Below are 24,975 nucleotides of genomic sequence, written 5' to 3' on the forward strand. Positions count from 1 at the left end.
CCCCGCGACACCCCGCCCGAGAACGCCCCATGACCCAGATCCTGTCTCCCGAGCTGCTGCTGGCAGCCCTGATGCTCGCGTCCACCTACGCGCTGGTGGCCATGGGGCTCAACCTCATCTACGGCGCGATGCGGCTGCTCAACGTGGCCCACGGCGAGGTGATGATGGTGGGCGGCTATGCGGCCTACTGGGGCTTCACGGCGCTGGGCGTGAGCCCGCTGCTGGGCCTGTTCGGCGCGATGGCGCTGGCGGCCCTGCTGGGGGCCGCGTGCTACCAGCTCTTCTTCAAATCGCAGACGCGCAACAGCGCCGTGGCCGCGCGCCTGCAGGCCAACTCCCTGCTGATCTTCTTCGGCCTGTCCATCATCCTGCAGAACGTGGTGTCCATGGCCTTCACGGCCGATGCGCGCAGCTACGGCTACATGGACGAGCTGGTGCAGGTGGGCTCGGTGTCCGTGGCGGTCAACCGCCTGGTGATCCTGGGCATCAGCGTGGGCGCGACCGTGGCGGTGATGGCGTTCTTCCGCTTCAGCATCTACGGCCTGGCCATCCGCGCGCTGATCCAGCAGCGTGATGCGGCCTCGCTGGTCGGCATCAATGCCGAGCGCGTGAACCTGGCGGTGTTCTGCCTGGGCTTCGCGCTGGCGGGCCTGGCCGGCTCGCTGATCAGCATGACCGAAAGCGTCACGCCCTTCAGCGGCTTCCCGTACACCATCGCGGCCTTTGTGGTGGTGATCCTGGGCGGGCTGGGCTCGCTGGGCGGCACCCTGGTCGGCGGCTTGCTGCTGGCCCTGGTGGAGGTCTACGGCGTGGCGCTCACGTCGGCCGCCTACCGCTCCATCCTGGTCTATGGCCTCTTCATCCTCATCCTGTTCGTGCGGCCGCAGGGCCTGTTCGGACGCAAGGCAATCTGATGGCTCGAACCGCATCCTCTCCTGACAAGGGGCCCCGCGTCCTGGCCGGCCTGGGTGGCCTGCTGGTGGTGCTGGCCGCCTGTTCACCCCTGGCGCTCAGTGCCTATGGCGTGGGCGTGCTCACGCAGCTGTGCGCCTGGATCGCCCTGGCCGGCAGCTGGGTGGCTTTCTCCGGCATGACCGGCTACATGTCGCTGGGCCACGCCGTGTTCTACGGGCTGGGCGCCTACCTGATGGCGCTGGCCTGGCAAGGCGTGTCCATCTTTGTGATCGTGCCCATGGCGGGCGTGGCGGCGGCCGTGCTGGCCGTGGCCGTGGGCTACCCGGCGCTGCGCGTGCGGGGGCCCTATTTCGTGATCCTCACGCTGGGCATCTCCGAGTTCCTCAAGTACATCGTGGTGGCCATTGAGGCGGCCCTGGGCTCCAGCGGCCGGCTGCTGATCGACACGCCTGACACGGTCACCTTGTTCTACCCGATGCTGGTGCTGGCCGTGCTGGCCACGGGCATCAACTGGGTACTGACGCACTCGCGCTTCGGCGCGGGCCTGCGCGCCATCCGTGAAGATGAGGTGGCCGCGGCCACCGTGGGCGTGCCCACCTCCAAGCTCAAGATCCTGGCCTTCGCGCTGTCGGCCGTGATCCCGGGCATGGTGGGCGCGCTCAGCGTGCTGCGCACCACCTACTTCGAGCCCATGCAGCTGTTCAGCCCGGTCACCTCCTTCACCATCGTGACCATGGCCATCATCGGCGGCAGCGACCGGCCGGTCGGGCCCATCCTGGGCGCGGGCTTCATCATGCTGCTGGGCGAGCTGCTGTGGGCGCGCTGGCCGCAGACCTACATGATCATCCTGGGCGTGCTGCTGATCGGTTTCGTGCTGCTGGCCCCGGGTGGGCTGAGCGCGGCGGTCGACAAGCTGTTCTCGCGCAAGGTCGCTGCGGGCCCATCCGGCAAGTCGGGCAACGGCGGCACCGCAGCCAAGCTGCCCGCCACGGAGGGCGCACGATGAGCACGCCGCTGCTGTCCCTGCGCAACCTGACGCGCCGCTATGGCGGCAACATCGCCGTCAACGACGTGGGCTTCGACGTGACCGAGGGCGAGATCCTGGGCATCATGGGCGCCAACGGCGCGGGCAAGACCACGCTGTTCGCGATGATCGCCGGCAACGTGGTGCCCAGCTCGGGCGAGATCCTGCTCGACGGCCAGGCCGTGCAGGGCCTGCCGCCTGAGCGCATCAACGCCATGGGCGTGTCGCGCACCTTCCAGATCGTGCGGCCCTTCCCGTCGATGACGGTGCTGGAGAACGCCACGGTGGCCGTCATGTACGGCCGCCGGCAACTCAAGTCACCCGCTGAGGCGCGCGAGCAGGCCATGGCCGTGCTGGAAGAGACCGGCCTGGCCGACCGTGCCCACCTGCCGGCTTCGCAGCTCAACCTGGCTGGCCGCAAACGGCTGGAGATCGCCCGCGCCCTGGCCACGGGCCCGCGCGTGCTGCTGCTCGACGAGGTGCTGGCCGGCCTGAACGCCACCGAGGTGGAGGCCGCGCTGGAGCTGATCCGTGGGGTGCGTGAGCGTCACAAGCTCAGCATCATCATCATCGAGCACGTGATGAAGGCGCTGATGCGCCTGAGCGACCGCATCGTCGTGCTGCACGAGGGCCGCAAGGTCGTCGAAGGGCTGCCCGCCGAGGTCGCCAACGATCCCCGCGTCATCAAGGCCTATCTCGGAGAACAACGTCATGCCCACCCTGCTTGAAGCCCAAGGCGCCCGCTCGGGCTATGGCGAGATCGAGGTGCTCGGCGGGGTGGACGTGGCCATCGAGGCCGGCTCCATCACCGCCGTGATCGGCAGCAACGGCGCGGGCAAGTCCACCTTGATGCGCTCGCTGGCCGGGCTGCTGCCTTTGCGCGGCGGCAGCATCCGCTTCGATGGGCGCGACGTGACGGCCCGCCGTGCCGACCAGCGCGTGGATGACGGCATCGCGCTGGTGCCCGAAGGCCGGCTGGTGTTTCCCGACTTCACCGTGGCCGAGACCTTGCGCATGGGCGCCTTCACGGCCCGCTCGCGCAAGGGCTGGCAGCCGCGCGTGGAGAAGATGTACGAGCTGTTTCCGCGCCTGCGTGAACGGCGCAGCACGCAGGCCGGGTTGCTCTCCGGTGGCGAGCAGCAGATGCTGGCCCTGGCGCGCGGCCTGATGTCACTGCCCCGCGTGCTGCTGCTGGACGAGCCCAGCTTGGGCCTGGCCCCCGCCATGGCCGACGAGGTGTTCACCGCGCTGCGCGCCATCCGCGACCAGGGCATGACCATCGGCGTGGTGGAACAGAACGTGTATGCGGCGCTGTCGATCGCCGACACGGCCTACGTGATGGAAGATGGCCACGTGGTGCGACATGGCCCGGCCGCCGACCTGATCGGAGACCCCAGCATCCGCCAGGCCTACCTGGGCCTGTGAGCGGAAGGACACCCATGACCCAGGCCCCGCTTTACCGCAGCTTCCTCAACCAGGCGCAGATCGACGCCGAGTACAACCCGGTGATCGGCCTGGACGACCCGGCCCAGTACGGGCGCCACTATGCCGAGCAGAGCCGCCTGGCCCGTGAGCGCCTGCGCTGCGTGCTGGGCATCCCCTTCGGCCCCACGCTGGCCGAGACGCTGAACATCTTCCCGGCAGAGCAGCCCAACGCCCCCGTCTTCGTCTTCATCCATGGCGGCTACTGGCGGGCACTGTCGTCCAAGGATTTCAGCTGCGTGGCCCTGGGCCTGCAGGCGCGCGGCATCACCACCGTGGTGGTGAACTACGCGCTGGCCCCGAGCGTGAGCATCGACGAGATCACCCGCCAGGCCCGGGCCTCGCTGGCCTGGGTGCTGCGCCACATCGGCGAGTACGGCGGCGATCCTGAACGTGTGGCCATCGGGGGCCATTCCGCCGGAGGCCACCTGGCGGCCATGGCCCTGCAGACGCGCTGGGCCGAGGATTACGGCCTGCCGGCCGACCCCTTCAAGGCGGCCGTGCTGGTCAGCGGCCTGTTCGATCTGCAGCCCTTGCGCTACAGCTTCCTGCAGCCGCAGATCCAGCTCGACGATGGCGTGATCCGCCGCAACTCGCCGCTGTTCGGCGTGCGCCCCTGCAGCACACCCACCCTGATCACCTGGGGCGCCGACGAGACGGCCGAATTCGCGCGCCAGTCCAGCACCTTCCATGAGGCCTGGGCCGCACAGGGCAACACCGCCACGCTGCAGGCTCTGCCGGGGGCGAACCACTATTCAGCCATCTACGGCTTCGAGCAGGCCGACAGCCCCTTGTGTGAGTGGGTGGCCAGGCAACTGGGGCTTGACCCCTGATCGGACCCGTTACGCTTGCGCCTCAGACAGAACATCGTCTTTTTTGTGCAGGGGAGTCAACACGATGAAAGCCGATCCGAGCCACAAGCTCCTGATCCAGGCCGATGAACTGGGCCACGAGGCCCGCCTGGTGCAGGATGACCACGCCGTGCTGCGCCTGTGGCTGCGCATGCTGTCGTGCACCACGCAGATCGAGGACGAGATCCGCCGCCGCCTGCGCGCGAACTTCGGCATCTCGCTGGCCCGCTTCGACTACATGGCCCAGCTCTACCGCAAGCCCGAGGGGCTGAAGATGAAGGAGCTGTCGAGCTACCTGATGGTGACCGGCGGCAACATCACCACCCTGACCGACGAGCTTGAGCGCGAGGCCCTGGTCACCCGCGAGGCCAGCCCCACCGACCGGCGTTCCTGGATCATCCGCCTGACCGACAGCGGCCGGAAGGTGTTCTCCCGCATGGCCGAGGCGCACGAGCAGTGGATCCTGGAACTGTTCGCCGAGCTGGACGCCAAGACGGTGCAATCCCTGCACACCCAGCTGGGCCAGTTGCGCGTGCAGGTGATGCACGCCTGTGCCGATCACGACGCGCAAGGCTGAGGCTGTCTGCCAAATTGTCGCTTTTGACTGCTTGAACCCTCCGGAAATCCCCTAGTGCCGCCCGCATTGTGTTGCAACAAAGCGCATAATCGGACAAAGGTTGTGCCCGGCCGGACACCATGTGGCGTCACACGATATGACGTCATGTGAAAAATGAGATGACGCCGGGTGCTCCCAATGAGCACGGACATGAATTCCGTGTATCAGTGGCCCGCCTTCAAGGGGCCGCATGAACTTCACGGGATCCCATGGACAGCAACGCCTCATCCGGCACGGTCGTCGATGCCTTCGACGGCCTGTCGCCCAGTCAGCGCATCGCACGGCTCGAAGCCCTGCTGCGCCAGTCGCGCGCCGAAACCCAGCGGTTTCGTGACTGCTTCGAGCTGGGCGACCATGGCCAGGCCCTGGTCGGCCTGGACGGCCGCTTCCTGGAGGTCAATCCCGCGCTGTGCGCCATGACGGGGCTGAGCCGTGAGCAGCTCTGCCAGCGCACCTGCCTGGAGATCACCCATCCCGATGACCTGGAGACCTGCCGTGCAGCGGTGCGTGCACTCGCGGGCGGCGCCCAGACGACGTTCCGCACCGAAAAGCGCTACCTGCATGTCGATGGCCATGCGGTGCATGTCCACGTGACCTTGACCCTGGCGCGCGACGCTCAGGGCGAGCCCTCGCATTTCGTGGCGCTGATGCAGGACGTCACCGCGCGCAAGGCCTCCGAGCGGGCCCTGGTCGAGCGCGAGGCCCTGCTCAGCAGCATGGGCAAGTTCGTGCCGGGCATCATCCACAAGATCGGCTTCGGGCCCGATGGCCGGGCGCGCTTCATGTACATCAGCGACAGGGCGCTGGAGATGTTCGAGCTGCCCTCCGAGGTGATGGCCAATGATTACTACGCCCACCACGTGCGCGTGCACCCGGAAGACCTGAAGTACGCCGAACGCCTGGGCCAGCCGCCCAAGCTGGGCCAGCCCCTGCACCCGGTCGATTTCGAATACCGCGTGCTGCTGCCCACCAAGGGCCTGCGCCACTACCGTGGCCGCGCGCTGCCGGTGATCGAGGCCGATGGCCAGGTGGTCTGGTACGGCCACACCGCCGACGTGACCGACCAGAAGCTGCTGCAGGAGGCCCGCGTGGCCACCCGTGCCGCCGAGGACGCCAACCGTGCCAAGAGCGAGTTCCTCTCGCGCATGAGCCACGAACTGCGCACGCCGCTCAATGCCGTGATTGGCTTTGCCCAGTTGCTGCGCCTGGACCGTGCCCAGCCCCTGGCCGACAGCCAGCGCAACAAGGTGGACCTGATCGAACGCGCCGGCGCCCACCTGCTGGACGTGATCAGCGATGTGCTGGACCTGTCGCGCATCGAGGTCGGCGGCCTGCCCCTGGCCATGGAAGACGTGCCCGCCCGCCAGGTGATGGACGAAGCACTCAACCTGGTCGAATCCATGGCCCGTGAGGCCGGCATCCGCCTGGTCTCCGAAGTGGGGCCGGCCAAGTGGCGTGTGCACGCGGACCGCCTGCGCCTGCGCCAGATACTGGTCAACCTGCTGAGCAATGCCGTCAAGTACAACAACCCGGGCGGCGAAGTGACGGTGCGCCTGCGCCAGCAACCCGCCCAGCCACCCGACGGCACAGCCCTGCTGGGGCTGGAGGTGCAGGATTCCGGCATCGGCATGACGCCCGACCAGCAGGCCCACCTGTTCGAATCCTTCAACCGCCTGGGGGCCGAGCGCACCGCCATCGAGGGCACGGGCATCGGCCTGGTGATCGTGCACCGCCTGGTCGAGCTGATGCAGGGCCACATCGATGTGCGCAGCGAGCCCGGCGTGGGCTCGTGCTTCACTGTGTGGCTGCCCACGGCCTGCGATGACGATGGTGGCGAGGCCTGTCCGCCGGCGGCCGGCGGCCCCATGCTGGAGGCGCCCCATGGCGGCCTCACCGTGCTCTACGCCGAGGACAACGAGGTCAACATCGACCTGATCCGCAGGGTGCTGGAGCTGCGCCCGGCCTGCCGCCTGCTGGTGGCGCGCAACGGCGCCGAGGCGGTGGCGCTGGCCACGGCCTCGCGGCCCGGCCTGCTGCTGCTCGACATGCACCTGGGCGACATGGATGGTTTCGAGCTGGTGAAGCGCCTGGCGGCGATCCCGGCGCTCAAAGGTGTGCCGCGCGTGGCCTTCTCGGCCGACGCGATGAGCGAGCAGATCGACAAGGCCAAGGCCAGCGGCTTCACGGCCTACCTGACCAAACCGCTGGACGTGGTGGCGCTGCTGCGCTGCGTGGACGAGCACACCGGCGTGGCCGGCATGGCCTGAAGCGTGGGCCGGGGCCCCGGCGGGGGGTGCGGGTGTTGGCCCACAATGGTGGGCATTCAACACCAAGCAGGAGACGCCCCGCCATGCCCGCCAACATCCTCAATCCGCTGGTCGCCATGATGGTGCTGACCTTCGTGGTCTGGGTCTTCATGTACGTGCGCCGGCTGGGCTACATGGTCCGCCACGGCGTCGACCCGCAGGAAGTGAATACGCCGCAGAAGATGGCGCTGCGCCTGCCCGAATCGGCCGAGGCGCCCTCGAACAACCTGAAGAACCTGTTCGAGTTGCCGGTGCTGTTCTACGTGATCTGCCTGACCCTGCTGCACCTGGGCTGGGTGTCGCCCATGGACGTGACGGCGGCCTGGCTCTTCGTGGGCCTGCGCGCGGCGCACAGCCTGGTGCACTGCACCGTCAACCTCGTGAAGGTGCGCTTCGTGTTCTACCTGCTGTCCAGCCTGGTGCTGTGGTTCATGCTGGCGACGTTGCTGCGCCGGGTGCTGGCGCTGGGCTGAAGCCGCGTCAGCGTGCCACCCCTTCGCATGAACTGGCGGAGGTTGGTGTCGCCATGGGGGCTGGCCCTGCCGTGGTCATGCAGAAACTCGCTGTGTAGCCTTGAGGCGCTGATGGCAAATCAGCCACAGGTGCCATGACGATGACTCTGTAGCGCTGGCCAACTGCCAGTGGCATGGCGGGCGTGGTTGTTGTCATGCTCTCGGTGCGTGATCCGTAGGTGATGCAGCTGGCAGAGGTGATCCTCGTGCCGTCACGAAACTGGGCATCCCAGGCCTGGTGACCGCTGGCATCGACGACTTGCACGTACGCGAGTTTCAGGGCCTTGTCGCGCGTGTCCAGCCGGTCCTCGACGGAGAAGCAGGGCAGGCCTTGATGCAGGGTGACGATGGCCGTTCCGCTGTCTGTTCTCTGGGGTGTGCAGGCCGACACGCCAAGCACGGCGGCCATCATGCAGGAAGCCCATCGTTCCCGGAGCGTGTGGACGATCACGGCAGGTTCTTCTTGTCGGACGGGTTGGCTATGAAGTCCTGCAGGACATGCTCGTAGTCAGCCAGTGTCGGAGTCTTGCCGTCGACGCGATGGTGGACGATGCCCGGTGCCTTGAGGTAGAGCAGCGCGAAATAGTCGGCGAGGATGTCTCCCTGCGCTTCCATGTTGTAGTCGCCCAGCCGCTTGTCCTTGGCCAGTACGTAGTCATAGTCCAAGCCAATGCGCACTGCGCCCCGCAGGCGCACGGGGTATCCGAGCTGGTATTGCCATACATGCGTCAACTCATGGATCAGCCAACGCTTGTCGTACACGGTGCCTGCAGAAAAATCGGCGAGGTAGTCTTCCGGCAGGAAATAGATGTTGCCGTTCGGCGCGACCGCCGTGCCTTTGCTTTGCAGTCCGAACGGGAAATAGCTGCCGCGGTGAATTTTCACCTTCCCGTAGGCGATGGCGCTCTTGAAGATGACTCGGGCCATCGCAATTTCGCCGGCCGTCAGTGCGCGTTCGTCTGACGAAGCGTATTGCGCAGCGGATGTCGGCCTTTCCATGGGCGACATCCGCTCCGTGCCGGAAGGAGCCGCATGCGGCATCTGGCGTGGCGCCGAGCTTGGCCGGTTGAAGGACATGACGGTGTTCCCCTGTGTGATCGGGACATTCTCCTGTTGACCAGGCAGGCTGGTCAACCGGTGGGAACCTTGGGTGATGGTGGCTCTAGGCGAACAGACGCCCTGCGTACAGACCCAGGCCGGTGGCCACCGAGGCCAGCCGGTCGCCGCGTGCTGCGCGTGCCGTCGGGAAGGCCGCGGCCAGGCCGTCGGTCAGCAGGCCCAGGCCGGTGGAGCCGCCGGTGAAGTACAGCGCGTCGATGTCTGCGGGCTGAAGGCCGGCACGGGCCACCGTGTCGCGCGCGCAGGCCACGATGCGGGCCAGGTCGTCACGCAGGGCCTGCTCCATGCCCGGTGCATCCAGGTGCGAGGCCAGGCCGGCTTCCACCACGCCCAGGTCGATGTCGGCGGTGCCGTGTTCGGCCACGGCGATCTTGGCCGATTCGGATCGGCCCAGCAGGGCATGGCCCAGGCGGTGGCGCACGGTGGACATCAGGCGCTGGTGGTGCACCGGCTCGCCATAGAAGTCGACCATGTTGGCCAGTTCCGCCACACGCTGCGGCGCGTACACGGTGTTGACCAGGTGCCAGGTGCTCAGGTCGAAGTAGACGCGGCTGGGCACGGGGCGTGCGGGCTGGCCCTTCACCTCGGGCCCGAAGGCGCCGAAACCCAGGGGCGGCATCACGCTGCCCAGCGAGACGCGGCGGTCGAAATCCGTGCCGGCGATGTGCACGCCGTGGTTGGCCAGGATGTCGTCGCGGCGGTCCAGGCGCTGGGCGCGCTCGGGGCCCACGCGCACCACGGAGAAGTCGGAGGTGCCGCCGCCGATGTCGGCCACCAGCACCAGTTCTTCGCGCTCGGCGCGCTGCTCGTGGTCCAGGGCGGCCGCGATGGGCTCGTACTGGAAGGCGATGTCGGCAAAGCCCACGGCGCGGGCGGCGGCCTCCAGCGAGGCCTGGGCCTGCGCATCACGCTCGGCGTCGTCATCGACGAAGAAGACGGGGCGGCCCATCACCACGCGGCTCAGGCTCTGGCCGCCATCGGCCTCGGCCAGGGTGCGCAGGTGGCGCAGGTAGCCGGTGACGATGTCCAGGTACTTCACGCCATGGCCGTGGCCCACCTCGGTGGTCTGGTCGATCAGCGCGGTGCCCAGCACGCTCTTCATGGAGCGCATCAGGCGGCCTTCGTAGCCATCGACATAGGCCTGCACGGCGGCGCGGCCGAAGGCGCGGGGCAACTCGGGCACGGGCGGGCGGTGCACGGCGGGGGGCAGGTCGTCCGCGTCGGTGCAGTAGAACACCGCCGTCGGCATGGTGGGCTGGCCGTTTTCCAGCGGCACCAGGCGCATGGCCTGGGCTCCGTTGGCCGGGATGGCGATGGCCGAGTTGGAGGTGCCGAAGTCGATGGCGCAGTAGCTCATGGGCGAAGCGGACGCCCTGAGGGCGCCGGGGAAAGGAAAAGCAAGGGGCGAAGGGGCGTTTATACCGCGTCTGTCCTGTCCCTGCCTTCAGCCGCCCCCGGCGAGCGCTTGCTTCAGGGGGAGGCGCTGCTGGCGCTGGGGCTGCTGCCAGCGCTGGAGCTGCCTCGTCCGATGACGAACTTCAGGGAGCCGGCCAGATCAGGCTTGAACTGCCACAGTGTGGTGGTGGTCCCGTCAGGATACTGGGTTGTGATCAAGGGATGCTGGGCGTAGATGTCCGCCAGGCGGGCTGAGTCCAGCACCGCCAAGGCATCGGTGGTCGTGATGTTCTGCCCCAGGGCGATCACGGTACCCGTCGCCATGTTGTAGCTCTTGAAGCGCGACGCGCTGCAATCGACTGGGGTTGAGGCGGTGCCCTTGTCGCACCACAGCAGGTACGTGGCGTCGGAGAACTGACCGACTGTTGCCGTGCGCTCGGCCTGAGCGCCGATATGAAACGCACGCCCCGCCAGAAGACGGGGGGCCGCGCTGGCGTTGTCGATGACATGCAGCGAGATGTCGTCGTCTTCATCCTCGGAGGGCTTGGTGTAGACCAGCCGGGTGCCATTCACGCCGGCAAGACGCATGACCAGATCGGCGGGCATGCCGTCTGGAACCTCATAGCGATCCACCTCGCGCGATGCTCCGGTGGTCTTGTTGAAGCCTGTCAGGGTGCTGGGTGCCGTGGCGAGCGTGGTGTCCTGCTGGACCACCCACATGGTGTCGCCGTTCACCATCAATTGGGTGGGATCACCTTTGCTGGTGTCCAGCGGCAGCATGGGCGGCGGTATGTTGCCCGATCCGTCGAAGGCGATGAGGGCCGGGCTGGGCAGTGCCCTGACGACATAGAGGCGGTTGTTGTCGGTCGCGATGAACGGGCCGTCTGGCACAACACCGGATATCAGCGTGGGTGACAAGGTGGCGCTGGTGCTGGTCCAGGACAGCATGCGCAAGGTGCCCTCGACCTGCACGATGCCCCGGTCACGGTGGCCAGGCACCAGGCCCAGCCAGCGGATGTCCGCAGAGGCAGGGAAGGGCAGGTCGTTGCTTTCAATGGTGGGATAGGGGCCGCTGCTGTCCAGGCGCCAATGCACGAAGCGCCCGACGCTGGGCTCGAAGGTGATCAGGCTCTGGAGATTGCCCGCGGCATCGCGTCCTGTCGTGATCAGCCCGGCCGGGTTGAAGGTCCCGGTGTTGGGGGCGGTGACGGCCGACATGCTGCTGTTGACCAGCACGAGCGCGTCGTCACTGGTGTCGCATAGATTGTCTGTGCCCTTCGTGGCGATGGCCAGCCAGCTGTTCTTGCCCGTCAGGTCACTGTCGATGTGCCACAGGATGCGGCATGCGTTGGTGATCGAGGACACCTGCCGCGGTGTTGTCGAACTGCCGCGCGCAAGGTCCACGGCCTGCACCTTGCCATCGAGGTAGTACAACATCGCCGCATGCCGGTAGGTCTGTGTGCTGCCATCGCTGCTCTGCGACATGCTGAGCGTGATGCGCCAACGCTCGAAGCCGCTCACCGGGACGCTGCTCAGCACATTGGCGGTGCTGGGATCGATGATGTCGAGGTAGTCCTCATCGTAGGACAGGGCCACCTCATAGGCGGCAGACAGCGAGCTGGGTGTCTCCGATTGCGGGTCCGGCTTCGGTTTCTTGCCCCCGCCACCCCCATCCCCACCGCCGCACGCGGCCAACAGGCTCAGGCACGCGGCCACCATCGTCCAGCGGATCGTGTTCATGTACTTCAACTCCCTTGTGGACGTGAGCGTCCTGGATTTTTGTGACAGCAGGGAGTATGAGCCTGTGCCAAGCAGCACTGAACCCCTTGCTCACGGGTGGCCGTTCAGGGCACGAAGCGGTAGCCGACGCCTGTTTCCGTGACCAGGTGCCGGGCCTGCGAGGGATCGTGCTCGATCTTCTTGCGCAGGTTGGCCATGTGCACGCGCAGGTAGTGCGTGTCCTCGGCGTGGGAGGGGCCCCACACGGCGTGCAGCAGCTGGCGGTGGGTGAGCACGCGGTCCGGGTGGGCGGCCAGATGGGCCAGCAGGCGGTACTCGATGGGGGTGAGGTGCACGGGCTGGCCGCCGCGCTCGACCACGCGGCGGGCCTGGTCCAGCACCACGTCGCCGAAGGTGGTGATGGCCGAGGCCTGCCCCCCGGCGCCCTGCGCACGGCGGCGCAACTGCGCGCGCACGCGGGCCAGCAACTCGCCGGTGCCGAAGGGCTTGGTGAGGTAATCATCCGCGCCGGCATCGAGCGCGGCGATCTTCTCTGCCTCGGCCGTGCGGGCCGACAGCACGATCACCGGCATCTGCGACCAACTGCGCAGGTCACGGATGAAAGCCACGCCGTCGCCATCGGGCAGGCCCAGGTCCAGCACGACCAGGTCGGGCCGGCGTGTGCCGGCATCGATCAGGCCGGCGCGCAGGGTGGGCGCTTCATGCACCTCCATCTGTTCGCCTTCAAGCGCCAGACGCACGAAGCGGCGGATGTGCGCGTCGTCTTCGACCAGCAGCAGGCGGGGTGTCGGGTCACTCATGAGGCAGCGGTTTGGTCGGTGGCCGCGTGGGTTAGGGCGTCATCAAGCGGGACTTCGGCGGGGGCCTCCAGGGCCGGCGGCTGGCCGCGCGGGATGCGCACCACGAAGCGCGCGCCGCCGCCTTCACGGTTCTGGCCCTGGATGGTGCCACCGTGCGCCGCCACGATGGCACGGCAGATGGCCAGGCCCAGGCCTACGCCGGGGGTGGCGCTTTCCTTCTGGCCGCGCTCGAACTTGTTGAACAGGGCCTCTTCGCGCCCCTTGGGCAGGCCGGGGCCGTGGTCGTCCACCCACAGGGTGATGTGCTCGGCCTCGGCGCCAGCGCCGATCTCGATGGCCGTGTGGGCGGGGGTGTACTTGGCGGCGTTCTCCAGCAGGTTGGCCAGCACGCGTTCGATCAGCACGGCGTCGATCAGCACGAAGGGCAGATCACCGGGCAGGTGTGCCTGGACAGGGCGATCACCCAGCGCGGGCCGCGCGGCCTTGATGGCGCCCCCGACCACTTCTTCCAGCGGCTGCCACTGGCGGTCGAGCTGCACGGCGCCGGCCTGCAGGCGGGCCATGTCCAGCAGGTTGGTGACCAGGGCGTTGATGCGCAGCGCGGCCTCGTGCAGGGCCACGGCCGTGCCGGCGGCGGGCTCGGGCAAGGGCGGGCGTGTGTGCAGCAGCGATTCGGCCAGGCCCTGCACCGAGGCCAGCGGCGTGCGCAGGTCATGCGAGACGGCGGCCAGCAGCGAATTGCGCAGGCGCTCGGATTCCATCTGCACGGTGCTGGCGCGGGCCACCTCGATGTAGTGGATGCGTTCGAGCGAGATGGCCAGCAGCGAGGCGCAGGTGTCCAGCAGGCGGCGCTGCTCGGGCACGGCCAGCCGGGTCGAGTCTTCCGGCTGCACGGCCAGTACGCCGCGCAGGCGCATGGGCGCGGCCAGCGGCAGGTAGAGCGTGGGGCTGGCGGTGAGGGTGTCGGTGCCGTGGCCGGCGGCTTCGGCCTTGGTGTAGCTCCATTGGGCGATGGCCGCGTCCAGCTCGGGCGCGGGGCTGGAGGCGATGGGCTCGCCCAGACGTTCGCTGCCCGTGGCGTTCAGCGCGTCATCGCCGGCCACCAGCAGGGCCGAGCGTGCGCCGAACTCGGCCTTCAGGAAGCGCGCGGCGATCTCGGCCACCTGCTCGGCCATCAGCGCGCCTGACAGATCGCGCGACATCTCGTAGAGCGAGCGCATGCGGTCCTCGCGCCGTTGGGCCACCTTGGCCTGGTAGGTCAGGCCGGCCGTCATCTGGCCGATCAGCAGGCCCACGATCAGCATCACGGCCAAGGTCAACAGGTACTGGAAATCGCCCACCGCGAAGGAAAAGCGCGGGTGCACGAACAGGAAGTCGAAGGCGCCCACGGCCAGGCAGGAGGCCAGTACCGCCGGGCCACGCCCGTGGCGCATGGCCACCACCACCACCGTCAGCAAAAAGAGCATGACGATGTTGGCCGGCTCGAACACGTCCATCAGCAGCACGGTGGACAGCAGCGCCGTGAGCAGGCACAGCACGGTGGCGATGGCGTAGCCGCGCCAGTTGATCGGCTCACTGGCCTCGGTGGTGGCGAGGGCCGGGGCACGCGCGGGCGCTGCCGAGAGGGCGATGTCCAGCACGTCCAGGTCCGGGCCCAGAGCGCCGATGCGCTCGGCCAGTGGGCGGCGCCAGGGGCGCAGTATGCGTGTCCAGGTGGGGCCGTCGCGGCCATCGTGGCGGCCGGTCACCACGCGCAGCAGGTTGTGCTGGCGGGCGTAGCGCACCAGGGCCTCGGCCTCGTCCTGGGCGGCCAGCGTGGCGGTGGTCGCGCCCAGGTCCTGCGCGAGCTTGAGGCTGCGCAGGGCGCGGTGGCGCGCGGCATCGGGCAGGCGCAGCAGGGCGGGCGTTTCCACATGCACGGCGTGCCAGGGCACGTCCAGGCGCGCGGCCAGCCGGGCCGTGGCGCGCACGGTCTTGTCGCCATGCTCGCCGGGGCCCACGCAGGCCAGCAGCGATTCGCGCACGCCCCACACGGGCTGCACCGCGCTCTGCTTTCGGTACTGCAGCATGTCGTCGTCGACACGATCAGCCGTGCGGCGCAGGGCCAGTTCGCGCAGCGCGATCAGGTTGCCCTTGCGGAAGAAGTTGCGCGCGGCGTGCTGGGCCTGCTGGGGCAGGTAGACCTTGCCTTCCTTCAAGCGCTGCAGCAGGTCGTCGGGCGACACATCGACCAGCACCACCTCGTCGGCCTCGTCGAAGACCTTGTCGGGCACGGTTTCCCACACGCGGATGCCGGTGATGCCGCCAACCACGTCGTTCAGGCTGTCGAGGTGTTGCACGTTCATTGTGGTCCACACGTCGATGCCGGCGTCCAGCAGTTCTTCGACATCCTGCCAGCGCTTGGGGTGGCGTGAACCGGGCACGTTGGAGTGGGCCAGCTCGTCCATCAGGATGAGGGCGGGGCGGCGGGCCAGTGCGGTGTCGAGGTCGAACTCGGGCAGGGCCTTGTCGCGGTAGGGTACCTGGCGCGGCGGCAGGATGGGCAGGCGTGATGTGGGGCTGTCAGACGCGGAGGGCTGGGCCTCGACAGAAGCGGCTTCCGGGCGATGGCCATTCGGGGGCGCGTCGAGCGGGTCCAGCAGCGCCTGGGTTTCGGCACGGCCATGCGTTTCGACCACGCCGATCAGCACGTCGGTGCCCTGGGCCAGTGCGGCGCGGGCAGCCGAGAGCATCGCATAGGTCTTGCCCACGCCTGCGTTGGCGCCGAAGAAGATCTTCAGGCGGCCACGCTGGGCGTCGGCTTCGTCCTGCTGCACCTGGGCAAGCAGGGCGTCAGGATCAGGGCGCTGGGTGTCGTTCACAGCCAGCCGGCGCGGCGGAAGCGCCAGTACAGCACGCCGCAGGTGGCACCGATCAGGCCCAGCGCGGCCAGGTAGCCCCAGCGCCAGTGCAGCTCGGGCATGTGGTCGAAGTTCATGCCCCAGATGCCCGCGAAGGCGGTGGCCGTGCCGAAGATGCCCGCCCACGCGGCCAGGCGCTTGGTGACCTCGGACTCTTCGATGGTGACCATCGACAAGTTCACCTGGATGGCCGTGCCGATGGAATCGCGCAGGGTTTCGAGCGAGCGCTGGATGCGCGTGAGGTGGTCGTTGACATCGCGGAAGTAGGCGCGCGAGTGCAGGCACACGCCGGGCGCACGTTCGCTGGCCAGCTTGGCGACGGCCTCGATCAGGGGCGCGACGGCATGGCGCACGGTGGTGATGCGCTGCTTGAGCAGGTACAGGCGCTCGATGTTGGCGCGGCCCAGGCCGGGCGCGAAGATCTGCGATTCGATGGCTTCAAGCTCGTCATCGAAGGATTCGATGATGGGGAAGTAGCGGTCCACCACGGCGTCCATCACGGCATAGAGCACGAAGCCCGGGCCCTGGCGCAGCAGGTGGGGCTCGCGTTCGGCCCGCTCGCGCACGCCCAACAGCCCATGCTTGCTGCCGGCACGCAGCGACAGCACGAAGCCGGGGCCGGCGAAGATGCTGACCTGGCCGATGCGCAGCTCGTTGGTGGCGTCCAGCTCGATGGTGTTGATCACCGCGAACAGGGTGTCGCCGTATTCCTCGACCTTGGGCTGCTGCTGGCCATGGCGCGCATCTTCCACGGCCAGTTCATGCAGGTTGAAGATCTTCTGCATGCGGGCCAGTTCGGCCTCGTCGGGGTCACGCAGGGCCACCCACACGAAGCTGTCGGGCTGCCCAAGGTAGGTCGGCAGTTCGTCCAGGCCGAAGTCCGACAGACGCTGGCCTTGCCGGTAGGCCACACAGTTGATCAGCATCGTGGGGGAGGGGCTGTCATGTTGAGGCCATGATAGCGCTGGGGCTCATGGCGTGTTGGTGCCTGCAGCCTTGTCCAGGGCCAGGTTCAGCTGCAGCACATTCACGCGGGCATCGCCCAGCACACCCAGCTGGGGCGGCTCGGTGCGGCGCTCGATGAGCTGCATGACCTGATCGACGGGCAGCTTGCGCGCATGGGCCACGCGTTCGGCCTGGTAGCGGGCCGCCGCGGGGCTGATGTGCGGGTCCAGCCCGCTGGCCGAGGCCGTGACCAGATCCTGCGGCACGGGCGCGGTGTTGCCGGGATCGGCCTGGCGCAGCGCGGCCACGCGGGCCTTGACGGCATCGACCAGTGCCGGGTTGAGCGGGCCCTGGTTGGAGCCGCCCGACAGGGCCGCGTTGTAGGGCAGGGTGCCGGTGGCCGAGGGGCGGCCCCAGAAGTGGCCAGGATCCGTGAAGTTCTGGCCGATCAGGCGCGAGCCGATGGGCTGGCCTTGCTGGTTGCGCAGCAGGCTGCCTTCGGCCTGCGCGGGGAACACGGCCTTGGCGATGGCCGTGGTCAGCAGCGGGTAGGCCAGGCCGGTCAGCAGCGACAGCAGCAGGAAGAGCACCAGGGCTGGGCGCAGCAGGCCGCCGTTGTCGGCGGGCGCTTCGGTGGCCGGGGTGGGAGTGATGGCGGTGTTCATGATGAGTCTCCTGAAAAGAAGCGGCTGGACATTCAGACCAGACCCAGCCCGGAGAGCACCAGGTCGATCACCTTGATGCCGATGAAGGGCACGATGACGCCGCCCAGGCCGTAGACCAGCAGGTTGCGCCGCAGCAGCATGGCCGCGCCCAGCGGCAGGTAGGTCACGCCGCGCAGGGCCAGCGGGATCAGGAAGACGATGATCAGTGCGTTGAAGATCACCGCTGACAGGATGGCCGAGGAGGGGCTGGCCAGTTGCATCACGTTCAGTGCGCCCAGGGCCGGGTAGGTGCTCACGAAGGCCGCCGGGATGATGGCGAAGTACTTGGCGATGTCGTTGGCAATGCTGAAGGTGGTCAGCGCGCCACGGGTCATCAGCATCTGCTTGCCGGTCTCGACGATCTCGATCAGCTTGGTCGGGTTGCTGTCCAGATCGACCATGTTGCCGGCCTCCTTGGCGGCCTGCGTGCCGGAGTTCATCGCCACGGCCACGTCGGCCTGGGCCAGGGCGGGCGCGTCGTTGGTGCCGTCGCCCGTCATGGCCACGAGGCGGCCTTCGGCCTGGTGGCTGCGGATCAGCTTGAGCTTGTCTTCCGGGGTGGCCTCAGCCAGGAAGTCGTCCACACCGGCTTCGGCGGCGATCGCGGCGGCGGTCAGGCGGTTGTCGCCCGTCACCATCACGGTCTTGATGCCCATGCGGCGCAGTTCGGCAAAGCGCTCCTTGATGCCGCCCTTGACGATGTCTTTCAGCTCGATGGCGCCCAGCACGCGCGTGCCGTGGGCCACCACCAGCGGCGTGCCGCCTCGGCGCGAGATCTCATCGACGGTCTGAGACACCTGGGCCGGGTAGTGCCCGCCCAGCGACTCCACGTGCTTGCGGATCGCTTCGGCCGCACCCTTGCGCACGGCCACGGTCTGGCCGTTCTCGCCGGGCAGGTCGACACCGCTCATGCGTGTCTGCGCCGAGAAGTGCACGAAGCTGGCGCCCAGGGCGGCGATGTCGCGCTCGCGCAGTTGGAACTGCTGCTTGGCCAGCACGACGATGCTGCGGCCTTCGGGCGTCTCGTCGGCCAGCGAGGCCAACTGGGCGCCATCGGCCAGCTCCTGCGGCGATACACCCGGTGCGGGCAGGAAGGCGGCGGCCTGGCGGTTGCCCAGGGTGATGGTGCCGGTCTTGTCCAGCAGCAGCACGTCCACGTCGCCAGCGGCTTCCACGGCCCGGCCCGAGGTGGCGATCACATTGGCCTGCAGCATGCGGCTCATGCCCGCCACGCCCACGGCCGACAGCAGCCCGGCGATGGTGGTGGGGATCAGGCACACCAGCAGCGCGACCAGCACCGTGATGGGCACGGGCGAGCCCGAGCCCGAGGCTTGCACACCGAACATCGAGAAGGGCAGCAGCGTCACGGTGACGACCAGGAACACGATGGTCAGCGCCACCAGCAGGATGGTCAGCGCGATCTCGTTGGGTGTCTTGTGGCGCTTGGCGTTTTCCACCATTGCGATCATGCGGTCCACGAAGGTCTCGCCCGGGTTGACGGTGACACGCACCACGATCCAGTCGGACAGCACGCGCGTGCCGCCCGTCACGGCCGAGAAGTCACCGCCGGATTCGCGGATCACGGGGGCTGATTCGCCGGTGATGGCGCTCTCGTCCACCGAGGCCACACCCTCGATCACTTCACCATCGGCCGGCACGGTGTCGCCGGCCTGGATCAGCACGACATCGCCCTTGCGGAGCTGGTCGGCCTCGATGGGGTGGAACTGCGATCCATGGTACGTGGTGCCCCCAGAGCTGCCGCTGTGCGGCAGCCCCCCCGAGGGGGCCAAGGGGTCTTGTGAGCGGCCCGGCGCCCCCTTGGGCTCATGCAGCTTCTTGGCCCAGGTCTGCCGTTTCAGGCCGCGCAGCGAGGCCGCCTGGGCCTTGCTGCGGCCTTCGGCCAGGGCCTCGGCGAAGTTGGCGAACAGCAGCGTGAACCACAGCCACAGCGCGATGGCCAGGATGAAGCCGGCGGGCGCCTCGCCCTGGCCGCCCAGCGCCTGCGCCCACAGGCCGGTGGTGACGATCGCGCCCACGTAGACGACGAACATCACCGGGTTGCGCCACTGGACCTGCGGGGCCAGCTTGCGGAAAGCATCGGCCACGGCGGGCTTGAGCAGCACCGGGTCGAACAAAGAGAAAGTCTTGCGCGTCATGATGGTCTCAGGGGTTCAGCACCAGGTGTTCGACGACGGGGCCGAGGGCCAGCGCGGGCACGTAGTTCAGCAGGCCGACGAGCAGCACCACGCCGATCAGCAGCACCACGAAGAGCGGGCCGTGCGTGGGCAGGGTGCCGGCCGTGACGGCCAGGCGCTTCTTGGCGGCCAGGCTGCCGGCAATCGCCAGCACGGGCACGATCACGCCGAAGCGGCCCAGCCACATGGCGATGCCCAGCAGCACGTTGTAGAAGGGCGTGTTGGCTGACAGGCCCGCGAAGGCGCTGCCGTTGTTGTTGGCGGCCGAGCTCAGGGCATAGAGGATCTCGGAGAAGCCGTGCGCCCCAGGGTTGGCCACACCGACCTGCCCGTCTGGCGACAGCACGGCCACGGCGGTACCCGCCAGCACCAGCACCGGAGTGACCAGGATGGCCACGGCCACCATCTTCATCTCGAAGGTTTCGATCTTCTTGCCCAGGTACTCGGGCGTGCGGCCGATCATCAGCCCGGCGATGAACACGGCCAGGATGGCGAACACCAGCATGCCGTACAGGCCCGAGCCCACGCCGCCGAAGACGACCTCGCCCAGCTGCATCAGGATCAGGGGCACGCCGCCGGCCAGGGGCATCAGCGAATCGTGCATGGTGTTGACGGCACCGCAGGAGGCGGCCGTGGTCACGGCAGCGAACAGGCTGGAGGCCTTCAGGCCGAAGCGCATCTCCTTGCCTTCGAGGTTGCCGCCGCTCACGTCCACGCCCAGCGCGGCCAGCAGCGGGTTGCCCTGGGCTTCGTAGTGGGTGAGCACGACCACGGCCACGATGAAGATCGCCGTCATCGCACCCAGCACGGCCCAGCCCTGGCGCACATCGCCCACCATGTGGCCGAAGACCAGGCACAGTGCCGCTGGGATCGCGAAGATCGCCAGCATCTGCACGAAGTTGCTCAGCGGCGTGGGGTTCTCGAAAGGGTGGGCCGAGTTGGCGTTGAAGAAACCGCCCCCATTGGTGCCCAGCATCTTGATGGACAGCTGCGAGGCCACGGGCCCCATGGCCAGGCTCTGGGTGGTGGCGCGCTGCTCCTGCATCACCGGCTGGCCTTGGGCGTCCTTCACAGGTTGTCCGGCTTCGTCCAGCTTGGGGGCCTGGTAGGTGGTGGCTTCCAGCGTGGCCACGTCCTGGTAGGGCGAGAAGTTCTGAATGGAGCCCTGGCTCACGAAGAACAACGCCAGTACCAGCGAGATCGGCAGCAGGATCCACAGCACCACGCGCGTCAGGTCGGCCCAGGCGTTGCCCAGGTTGCCCGCGCCGTGCTGCGCAAAACCGCGGATCAGCGCGATCACCACCACGATGCCCGTGGCCGCCGACAGGAAGTTCTGCACGGCCAGCGCGAGCATCTGCGTGAGATAGCTCATGGTGGCCTCGCCGGCGTAGCCCTGCCAGTTGGTGTTGGCCACGAAACTGATGGCGGTGTTGAAGGCCGAATCAGGGCTGACGGCCCCGAAGCCCTGCGGGTTCAGGGGCAACCAGCCTTGCAGGCGCTGCAGGCCATACACGGCGACCAGGCCCAGCACGTTGAAAAGCAGCACAGCCAGGGCATAGCGTTGCCAGCCCATGCCCTGCTCCGGGCGCACACCCGCCAGCTTGAAGAGCGGTGCTTCGATGATGGCGGCCCAGCGGGTGCGCCCTTGCATCACCGCGGTGATGGCGCCGGCCAGCGGCCAGGCCATGGCCAGCAGGATGGCGAGAAAGGCTGCCAGCAGCAGCCAGGCTTGCGAGCTCACGTGAAGTCCTCCGGGTTCAGCAGGGCCGCCACCAGGTAGACCAGCAGGGCCAGCGCCACCATGGCGCACAGGGCGTAGAGCGCGCTCATGAGCGGCCTCCCCGGGGGGGCATCAAGCGGGCGCAGCCAGCGGCCATCCCCCAGATGGCGGCCACCAGGGCGGCCGCCAGCACGATGTAAACGATGTCCATGTCGGGATCCTTCTTGATCTTGTGATCGACAGGGAGATCGTAGAAATCGGCCCCTCAAAACGCCGGCAAGTTTCGTGGGGGCGGTATCAAGATTCCATCAAGATGGCCTTGATGCGGTCTTGATGGCACATCTGTGCCGGAACTTGAGGCGTGGCTGCCTAGAGTGGCCTGGTCGCCACCGATGGCATGCCCGTGACGCATGCCTTGACCATGAGACCGATCGCCATCTTCCAGCACGATCCCAACCAGCGTGCCGGCCAACTGCAAACGCTCCTGAACGACTGGCACGTGTCGACCGTGCACATCCACCCCGAGGCCGGCGATGCCCTGCCACGGCAGGCGCGTGATTTCAGCGGCCTGGTGCTGCTGGGCAGCAACCGCAGCGTGACCGACCCGCTGCCCTGGATCGCGCAAGAGAAAGCCTTGCTCAAGCAGGCCCTGGCGATGGACATCCCGGTGCTGGGCCACTGCTTTGGCGGGCAGTTGCTGGCCCGAGCGCTGGGCGCGGAGGTTACGCGCAACCCCGTGCCCTGCATCGGCTGGGAGACGCTGCATGTGACACCACTTGCCCGCGCGCTGTTCGGCGGTGCGGCCGAGGCCAGCACCTTCAACTGGCACTACGAAACCTTCGCTCTGCCGAAGGGCGCCACCCGGGCCCTGTTCGGCACGCATTGCCGCAACAAGGGCTTCACGTTGGGTCTGCACATCGGCCTGCAGTGCCACCTGGAAGTCACCGAGGACATCGTGCAGGACTGGTGCCAGGCCGGCGCCCAGGAACTGCGCTTGCCCTGCGGCCAATCCGTGCAGCCGGGCGCCAGGCGAGCGCATCGGCTGACAGCCGAATCGGCATTGCCTGACACGGCAAGGGGGCGTGTCGCGTCACACTGCGGTGATCCAGACCACCGGGATGGCCCATGCCTGCATCGACGATCTTGCCCCTGTTTCATCCCTTCCGTTGGGGGGCGGCGGGATCGCTGGCCCTGGCCTCGCTGGTGATCCTGGCCGGAGGCGGTCTGCTGCCCTCGCCCGCTACGGCTCAGAAGGCCGAGGCCGGCAAGGCGGCAGGGGCATCGCAGCCCATCGGCTACGGCACCAACCCGCAGTTGCCCGCGCCCGAGAAATCACTCATCCCCACGGTACACATCGCCAAGGGCACGGGCTGGCCCGCCGGCGTCAAGCCCACGCCGGCCCAGGGCTTGCAAGTGCAAGCCTATGCCACACGGCTGGTGCACCCGCGCTGGTTGTACGTACTGCCCAATGGCGATGTGCTGGTGGCCGAAACCAACGCGCCGCCCAAGCCCGGCGGCGGCCTCAAGGGCCAGGTGATGAAGCTGGTGCAGAAGCGCGCAGGCGCAGGGGTTGAGAGCCCCAACCGGATCACCCTGCTGCGGGACACGGACCACGATGGCGTCGCCGAAACCCGGTACGAGTTCCTGACCGGCCTGAACTCACCTTTCGGCATGGCCCTGGTCGATGGCAGCCTGTACGTGGCCAATGCCGATGCCATCGTGCGCTTTCCCTACAAGGCGGGCCAGACGCGCATCACGGCACAGGCCGAGAAGGTGGTGGATTTGCCCGCGGGCATCAACCACCACTGGACCAAGAACATCATCGCCAGCAAGGATGGCAGCAAGCTCTACGCCACGGTGGGCTCCAACAGCAACGTGGGCGAAAACGGCATGGAGGCCGAAGAGGGCCGCGCCGCCATCTGGGAGGTCGACCTCAAGGCCAAGACCAAGCGCCTGTTCGCCAGCGGCCTGCGCAACCCCGTGGGCCTGGCCTGGGAGCCCGGCAGCGGCACCCTGTGGACGGTGGTCAACGAGCGTGACGAGCTGGGCAACGACCTGGTGCCCGACTACATGACCTCGGTGAAGGACGGCGCCTTCTACGGCTGGCCTTACAGCTACTTCGGTGGCCATGTGGATGAGCGCGTCAAGCCACAACGCCCCGACTTGGTCGCCAAGGCCGTGGTGCCTGATTACGCGCTGGGCTCGCACACCGCCTCGTTGGGCCTGGCCTATGCCGAAGGCAGCAACCTGCCGCTGGCCCTGCGCAACGGCATGTTCATCGGCCAGCACGGTTCGTGGAACCGCAAGCCGCGCAGCGGCTACAAGGTGGTGTTCGTGCCCTTTGCCAATGGCAAGCCCAATGGCATGCCGGTGGACGTGCTCACGGATTTCCTCAAGGATGACGAGGCACGCGGCCGCCCTGTCGGTGTGGCCTTCGACCGCAAGGGCGCGCTGCTGGTGGCCGACGACGTGGGCAATGCCATCTGGCGTGTCTCCGGTGTCACGGCGCCTGCCAGCACCACGGCATCCGCCAGCCCCGGTGCCAGCAAGCCAAGCCCCCCTACCTCAGCCAAGGATCGGCCATGACCCTCACCGCCCACCAGGAAGCTGCTTCCGCCGTCGATGTCCTGGCCCGCTGGTCGCAGGAACCGCTGGAGTTCCGCGCCGACATGGAGCACATCGAGGATGACGAAGCCGATGTGGCCATCGCCATCGGACGCATCATGCGCAGCATCGCCGAGGCGGTGCTGGAAGACGAAGGCAAGGCAGAGCGCGGCGTGCATGCCAAGTCGCACGGCATCGTGATCGGCGAGCTGCGTGTGCACGAGGGCCTGCCCCCGTCGCTGGCGCAAGGGCTGTTCGCACGGCCGGCCACCTACCCCGTGGTGATGCGCCTGTCCACCATCCCGGGGGATGTGCTGGATGATCGGGTGTCCGTGCCTCGAGGCATCGGCATCAAGGTGATCGGGGTGGACGGTGCGCGCCTGCCCGGCAGTGAAGACGACCTGACCCAGGACTTCCTGATGGTGGATGCGCCAACCTTCGGGCTGGCCACGCCGCGTGATTTCCTGCAGGGCCTCAAGGGCCTGGCCGCCACCACCGACACGGTGCCCATGCTCAAGCGCGGGCTGTCCACCTTCCTGCGCGGCGCGGAGAAGACGCTGGAGGCCATGGGCCTGGAAAGCTCGCTGCTCAGGACGCTGGGCGGCCACCCGCTCACCCACATCCTGGGCGAGACCTTCTATACCCAGCTGCCGCTGCTGTACGGCCGCCATGTGGCCAAGCTCAGCCTGGTGCCGGTGTCCGAGCACCTGCTGGCGCTCAAGGGGCTGCCGCTGGATTCGTTCGTGGCCAGTGGCTCGCCCAACCCGATCCGTGAAGCGGTGATCGATCACTTCGAGCACCACGGTGGCCGCTGGGAGCTGCGTGTGCAGCTATGCACCAGCTTGCAGAGCATGCCCATCGAGGACGGCTCTGTCACATGGCCCGAGCCGGAAAGCCCGTATGTGACGGTGGCCACGCTGGATGCAGGGGTGCAGGACGTGTGGAGCAGCGGCCGGGTGGCCCAGGTGGATCTGGGCATGGCCTTCTCGCCCTGGCGTGGCCTGGCGGCGCACCGCCCGCTGGGCGCACTCAACCGGGTGCGCAAGTCGGCCTACGGGGCGTCGGCCCGCTACCGGGCCCAGGCGAACGGCCAGGTGCTGCGCGAGCCGCGCTCACGTCACGATCTCCCCGCCTGAGCGCCAGGGAA

Annotated in this window: 22 protein-coding genes; 11 read left to right on the plus strand and 11 right to left on the minus strand. The window is 68.1% G+C overall.

The features are described 5' to 3' along the window. Positions 1 to 29 precede the first annotated feature (29 nt). The 8 genes from WAQ08_RS10390 to WAQ08_RS10425 all read left to right on the plus strand — a co-directional run bounded on the left by WAQ08_RS10390 (position 30) and on the right by WAQ08_RS10425 (position 7,667). A complete protein-coding gene (locus WAQ08_RS10390; protein ID WP_422191500.1) occupies positions 30 to 914 on the plus strand; it encodes a branched-chain amino acid ABC transporter permease in 885 nt (294 codons plus the stop codon). Next, positions 914 to 1,921 (plus strand): branched-chain amino acid ABC transporter permease, encoded by a 1,008-nt coding sequence (locus tag WAQ08_RS10395; RefSeq protein ID WP_422191501.1) that lies wholly within the window; start codon positions 914 to 916, stop codon positions 1,919 to 1,921. Before WAQ08_RS10390 ends, WAQ08_RS10395 begins: the two co-directional genes overlap by 1 nt. After that, positions 1,918 to 2,667, plus strand: coding sequence for an ABC transporter ATP-binding protein (locus tag WAQ08_RS10400; protein WP_422191502.1), 750 nt, complete (start codon positions 1,918 to 1,920; stop codon positions 2,665 to 2,667). The genes WAQ08_RS10395 and WAQ08_RS10400 overlap by 4 nt, the downstream gene beginning before the upstream one ends. After that, on the plus strand, positions 2,651 to 3,364 hold the full coding sequence (locus WAQ08_RS10405) for an ABC transporter ATP-binding protein (protein ID WP_422191503.1): 714 nt from the start codon (positions 2,651 to 2,653) through the stop codon (positions 3,362 to 3,364). Before WAQ08_RS10400 ends, WAQ08_RS10405 begins: the two co-directional genes overlap by 17 nt. A gap of 14 nt (positions 3,365 to 3,378) precedes the next feature. Next, a complete protein-coding gene (locus WAQ08_RS10410) occupies positions 3,379 to 4,254 on the plus strand; it encodes an alpha/beta hydrolase (RefSeq protein ID WP_422191504.1) in 876 nt (291 codons plus the stop codon). 64 nt (positions 4,255 to 4,318) lie between these two features. Continuing rightward, complete coding sequence (locus WAQ08_RS10415; protein ID WP_422191505.1) at positions 4,319 to 4,849, plus strand: MarR family winged helix-turn-helix transcriptional regulator; 531 nt, start codon at positions 4,319 to 4,321, stop codon at positions 4,847 to 4,849. Between the two features lie 248 nt (positions 4,850 to 5,097). Further along, a complete protein-coding gene (locus WAQ08_RS10420) occupies positions 5,098 to 7,155 on the plus strand; it encodes an ATP-binding protein (protein WP_422191506.1) in 2,058 nt (685 codons plus the stop codon). An 83-nt stretch (positions 7,156 to 7,238) separates the two neighbouring features. After that, on the plus strand, positions 7,239 to 7,667 hold the full coding sequence (locus WAQ08_RS10425; protein WP_422191507.1) for an MAPEG family protein: 429 nt from the start codon (positions 7,239 to 7,241) through the stop codon (positions 7,665 to 7,667). Between the two features lie 7 nt (positions 7,668 to 7,674). Here WAQ08_RS10425 and WAQ08_RS10430 read toward each other — a convergent pair whose 3' ends face one another. From WAQ08_RS10430 to kdpF, 11 genes are all read right to left on the minus strand, one after another. Further along, positions 7,675 to 8,118, minus strand: a complete 444-nt coding sequence (locus WAQ08_RS10430; protein ID WP_422191508.1) for a hypothetical protein — start codon at positions 8,116 to 8,118, stop codon at positions 7,675 to 7,677. 35 nt (positions 8,119 to 8,153) lie between these two features. Then, positions 8,154 to 8,783, minus strand: a complete 630-nt coding sequence (locus tag WAQ08_RS10435; protein ID WP_422191509.1) for a Rhs element Vgr protein — start codon at positions 8,781 to 8,783, stop codon at positions 8,154 to 8,156. An 85-nt stretch (positions 8,784 to 8,868) separates the two neighbouring features. After that, positions 8,869 to 10,182, minus strand: coding sequence for an Hsp70 family protein (locus WAQ08_RS10440; protein ID WP_422191510.1), 1,314 nt, complete (start codon positions 10,180 to 10,182; stop codon positions 8,869 to 8,871). Between the two features lie 113 nt (positions 10,183 to 10,295). Beyond that, the gene (locus tag WAQ08_RS10445) at positions 10,296 to 11,960 is read right to left on the minus strand and encodes a hypothetical protein (RefSeq protein ID WP_422191511.1); all 1,665 of its coding nucleotides are present in this window, start codon (positions 11,958 to 11,960) and stop codon (positions 10,296 to 10,298) included. A gap of 104 nt (positions 11,961 to 12,064) precedes the next feature. Further along, positions 12,065 to 12,760 carry a two-component system response regulator KdpE gene (gene kdpE, locus WAQ08_RS10450; RefSeq protein WP_422191512.1) on the minus strand — a complete coding sequence of 232 codons (696 nt, stop codon included), beginning with the start codon at positions 12,758 to 12,760 and terminating at the stop codon, positions 12,065 to 12,067. Beyond that, positions 12,757 to 15,621 (minus strand): DUF4118 domain-containing protein, encoded by a 2,865-nt coding sequence (locus tag WAQ08_RS10455; protein WP_422191513.1) that lies wholly within the window; start codon positions 15,619 to 15,621, stop codon positions 12,757 to 12,759. The genes kdpE and WAQ08_RS10455 overlap by 4 nt, the downstream gene beginning before the upstream one ends. Next, positions 15,618 to 16,586: a magnesium/cobalt transporter CorA gene (corA, locus tag WAQ08_RS10460; protein ID WP_422191514.1), complete on the minus strand. Its 969-nt coding sequence runs from the start codon at positions 16,584 to 16,586 to the stop codon at positions 15,618 to 15,620. The genes WAQ08_RS10455 and corA overlap by 4 nt, the downstream gene beginning before the upstream one ends. Positions 16,587 to 16,631: 45 nt before the next feature. Next, positions 16,632 to 17,270 (minus strand): potassium-transporting ATPase subunit KdpC, encoded by a 639-nt coding sequence (gene kdpC, locus WAQ08_RS10465; protein WP_422191515.1) that lies wholly within the window; start codon positions 17,268 to 17,270, stop codon positions 16,632 to 16,634. Positions 17,271 to 17,302: 32 nt separating this feature from the next. Continuing rightward, positions 17,303 to 19,465, minus strand: a complete 2,163-nt coding sequence (kdpB, locus tag WAQ08_RS10470; RefSeq protein ID WP_422191516.1) for a potassium-transporting ATPase subunit KdpB — start codon at positions 19,463 to 19,465, stop codon at positions 17,303 to 17,305. A 7-nt stretch (positions 19,466 to 19,472) separates the two neighbouring features. Beyond that, entirely contained in the window at positions 19,473 to 21,245 is a 1,773-nt protein-coding gene (kdpA, locus tag WAQ08_RS10475; protein ID WP_422191517.1) for a potassium-transporting ATPase subunit KdpA, read from the minus strand. Then, positions 21,242 to 21,334 carry a K(+)-transporting ATPase subunit F gene (gene kdpF, locus WAQ08_RS10480; RefSeq protein ID WP_422191518.1) on the minus strand — a complete coding sequence of 31 codons (93 nt, stop codon included), beginning with the start codon at positions 21,332 to 21,334 and terminating at the stop codon, positions 21,242 to 21,244. The genes kdpA and kdpF overlap by 4 nt, the downstream gene beginning before the upstream one ends. A gap of 311 nt (positions 21,335 to 21,645) precedes the next feature. On the opposite strand from kdpF, the gene WAQ08_RS10485 reads away from it, so the two are divergent. The 3 genes from WAQ08_RS10485 to WAQ08_RS10495 are packed head-to-tail and all read left to right on the plus strand — an operon-like array spanning position 21,646 to position 24,964. After that, positions 21,646 to 22,431, plus strand: coding sequence for a type 1 glutamine amidotransferase (locus WAQ08_RS10485; RefSeq protein WP_422191519.1), 786 nt, complete (start codon positions 21,646 to 21,648; stop codon positions 22,429 to 22,431). Then, entirely contained in the window at positions 22,350 to 23,810 is a 1,461-nt protein-coding gene (locus WAQ08_RS10490) for a PQQ-dependent sugar dehydrogenase (RefSeq protein WP_422191520.1), read from the plus strand. Before WAQ08_RS10485 ends, WAQ08_RS10490 begins: the two co-directional genes overlap by 82 nt. After that, complete coding sequence (locus tag WAQ08_RS10495) at positions 23,807 to 24,964, plus strand: catalase family protein (protein WP_422191521.1); 1,158 nt, start codon at positions 23,807 to 23,809, stop codon at positions 24,962 to 24,964. Before WAQ08_RS10490 ends, WAQ08_RS10495 begins: the two co-directional genes overlap by 4 nt. The last annotated feature ends 11 nt before the right edge of the window (positions 24,965 to 24,975 follow it).

Source organism: Aquabacterium sp. (genome assembly GCF_049274795.1).
In the GTDB taxonomy this organism is placed as follows: Bacteria; Pseudomonadota; Gammaproteobacteria; order Burkholderiales; family Burkholderiaceae_C; genus Aquabacterium.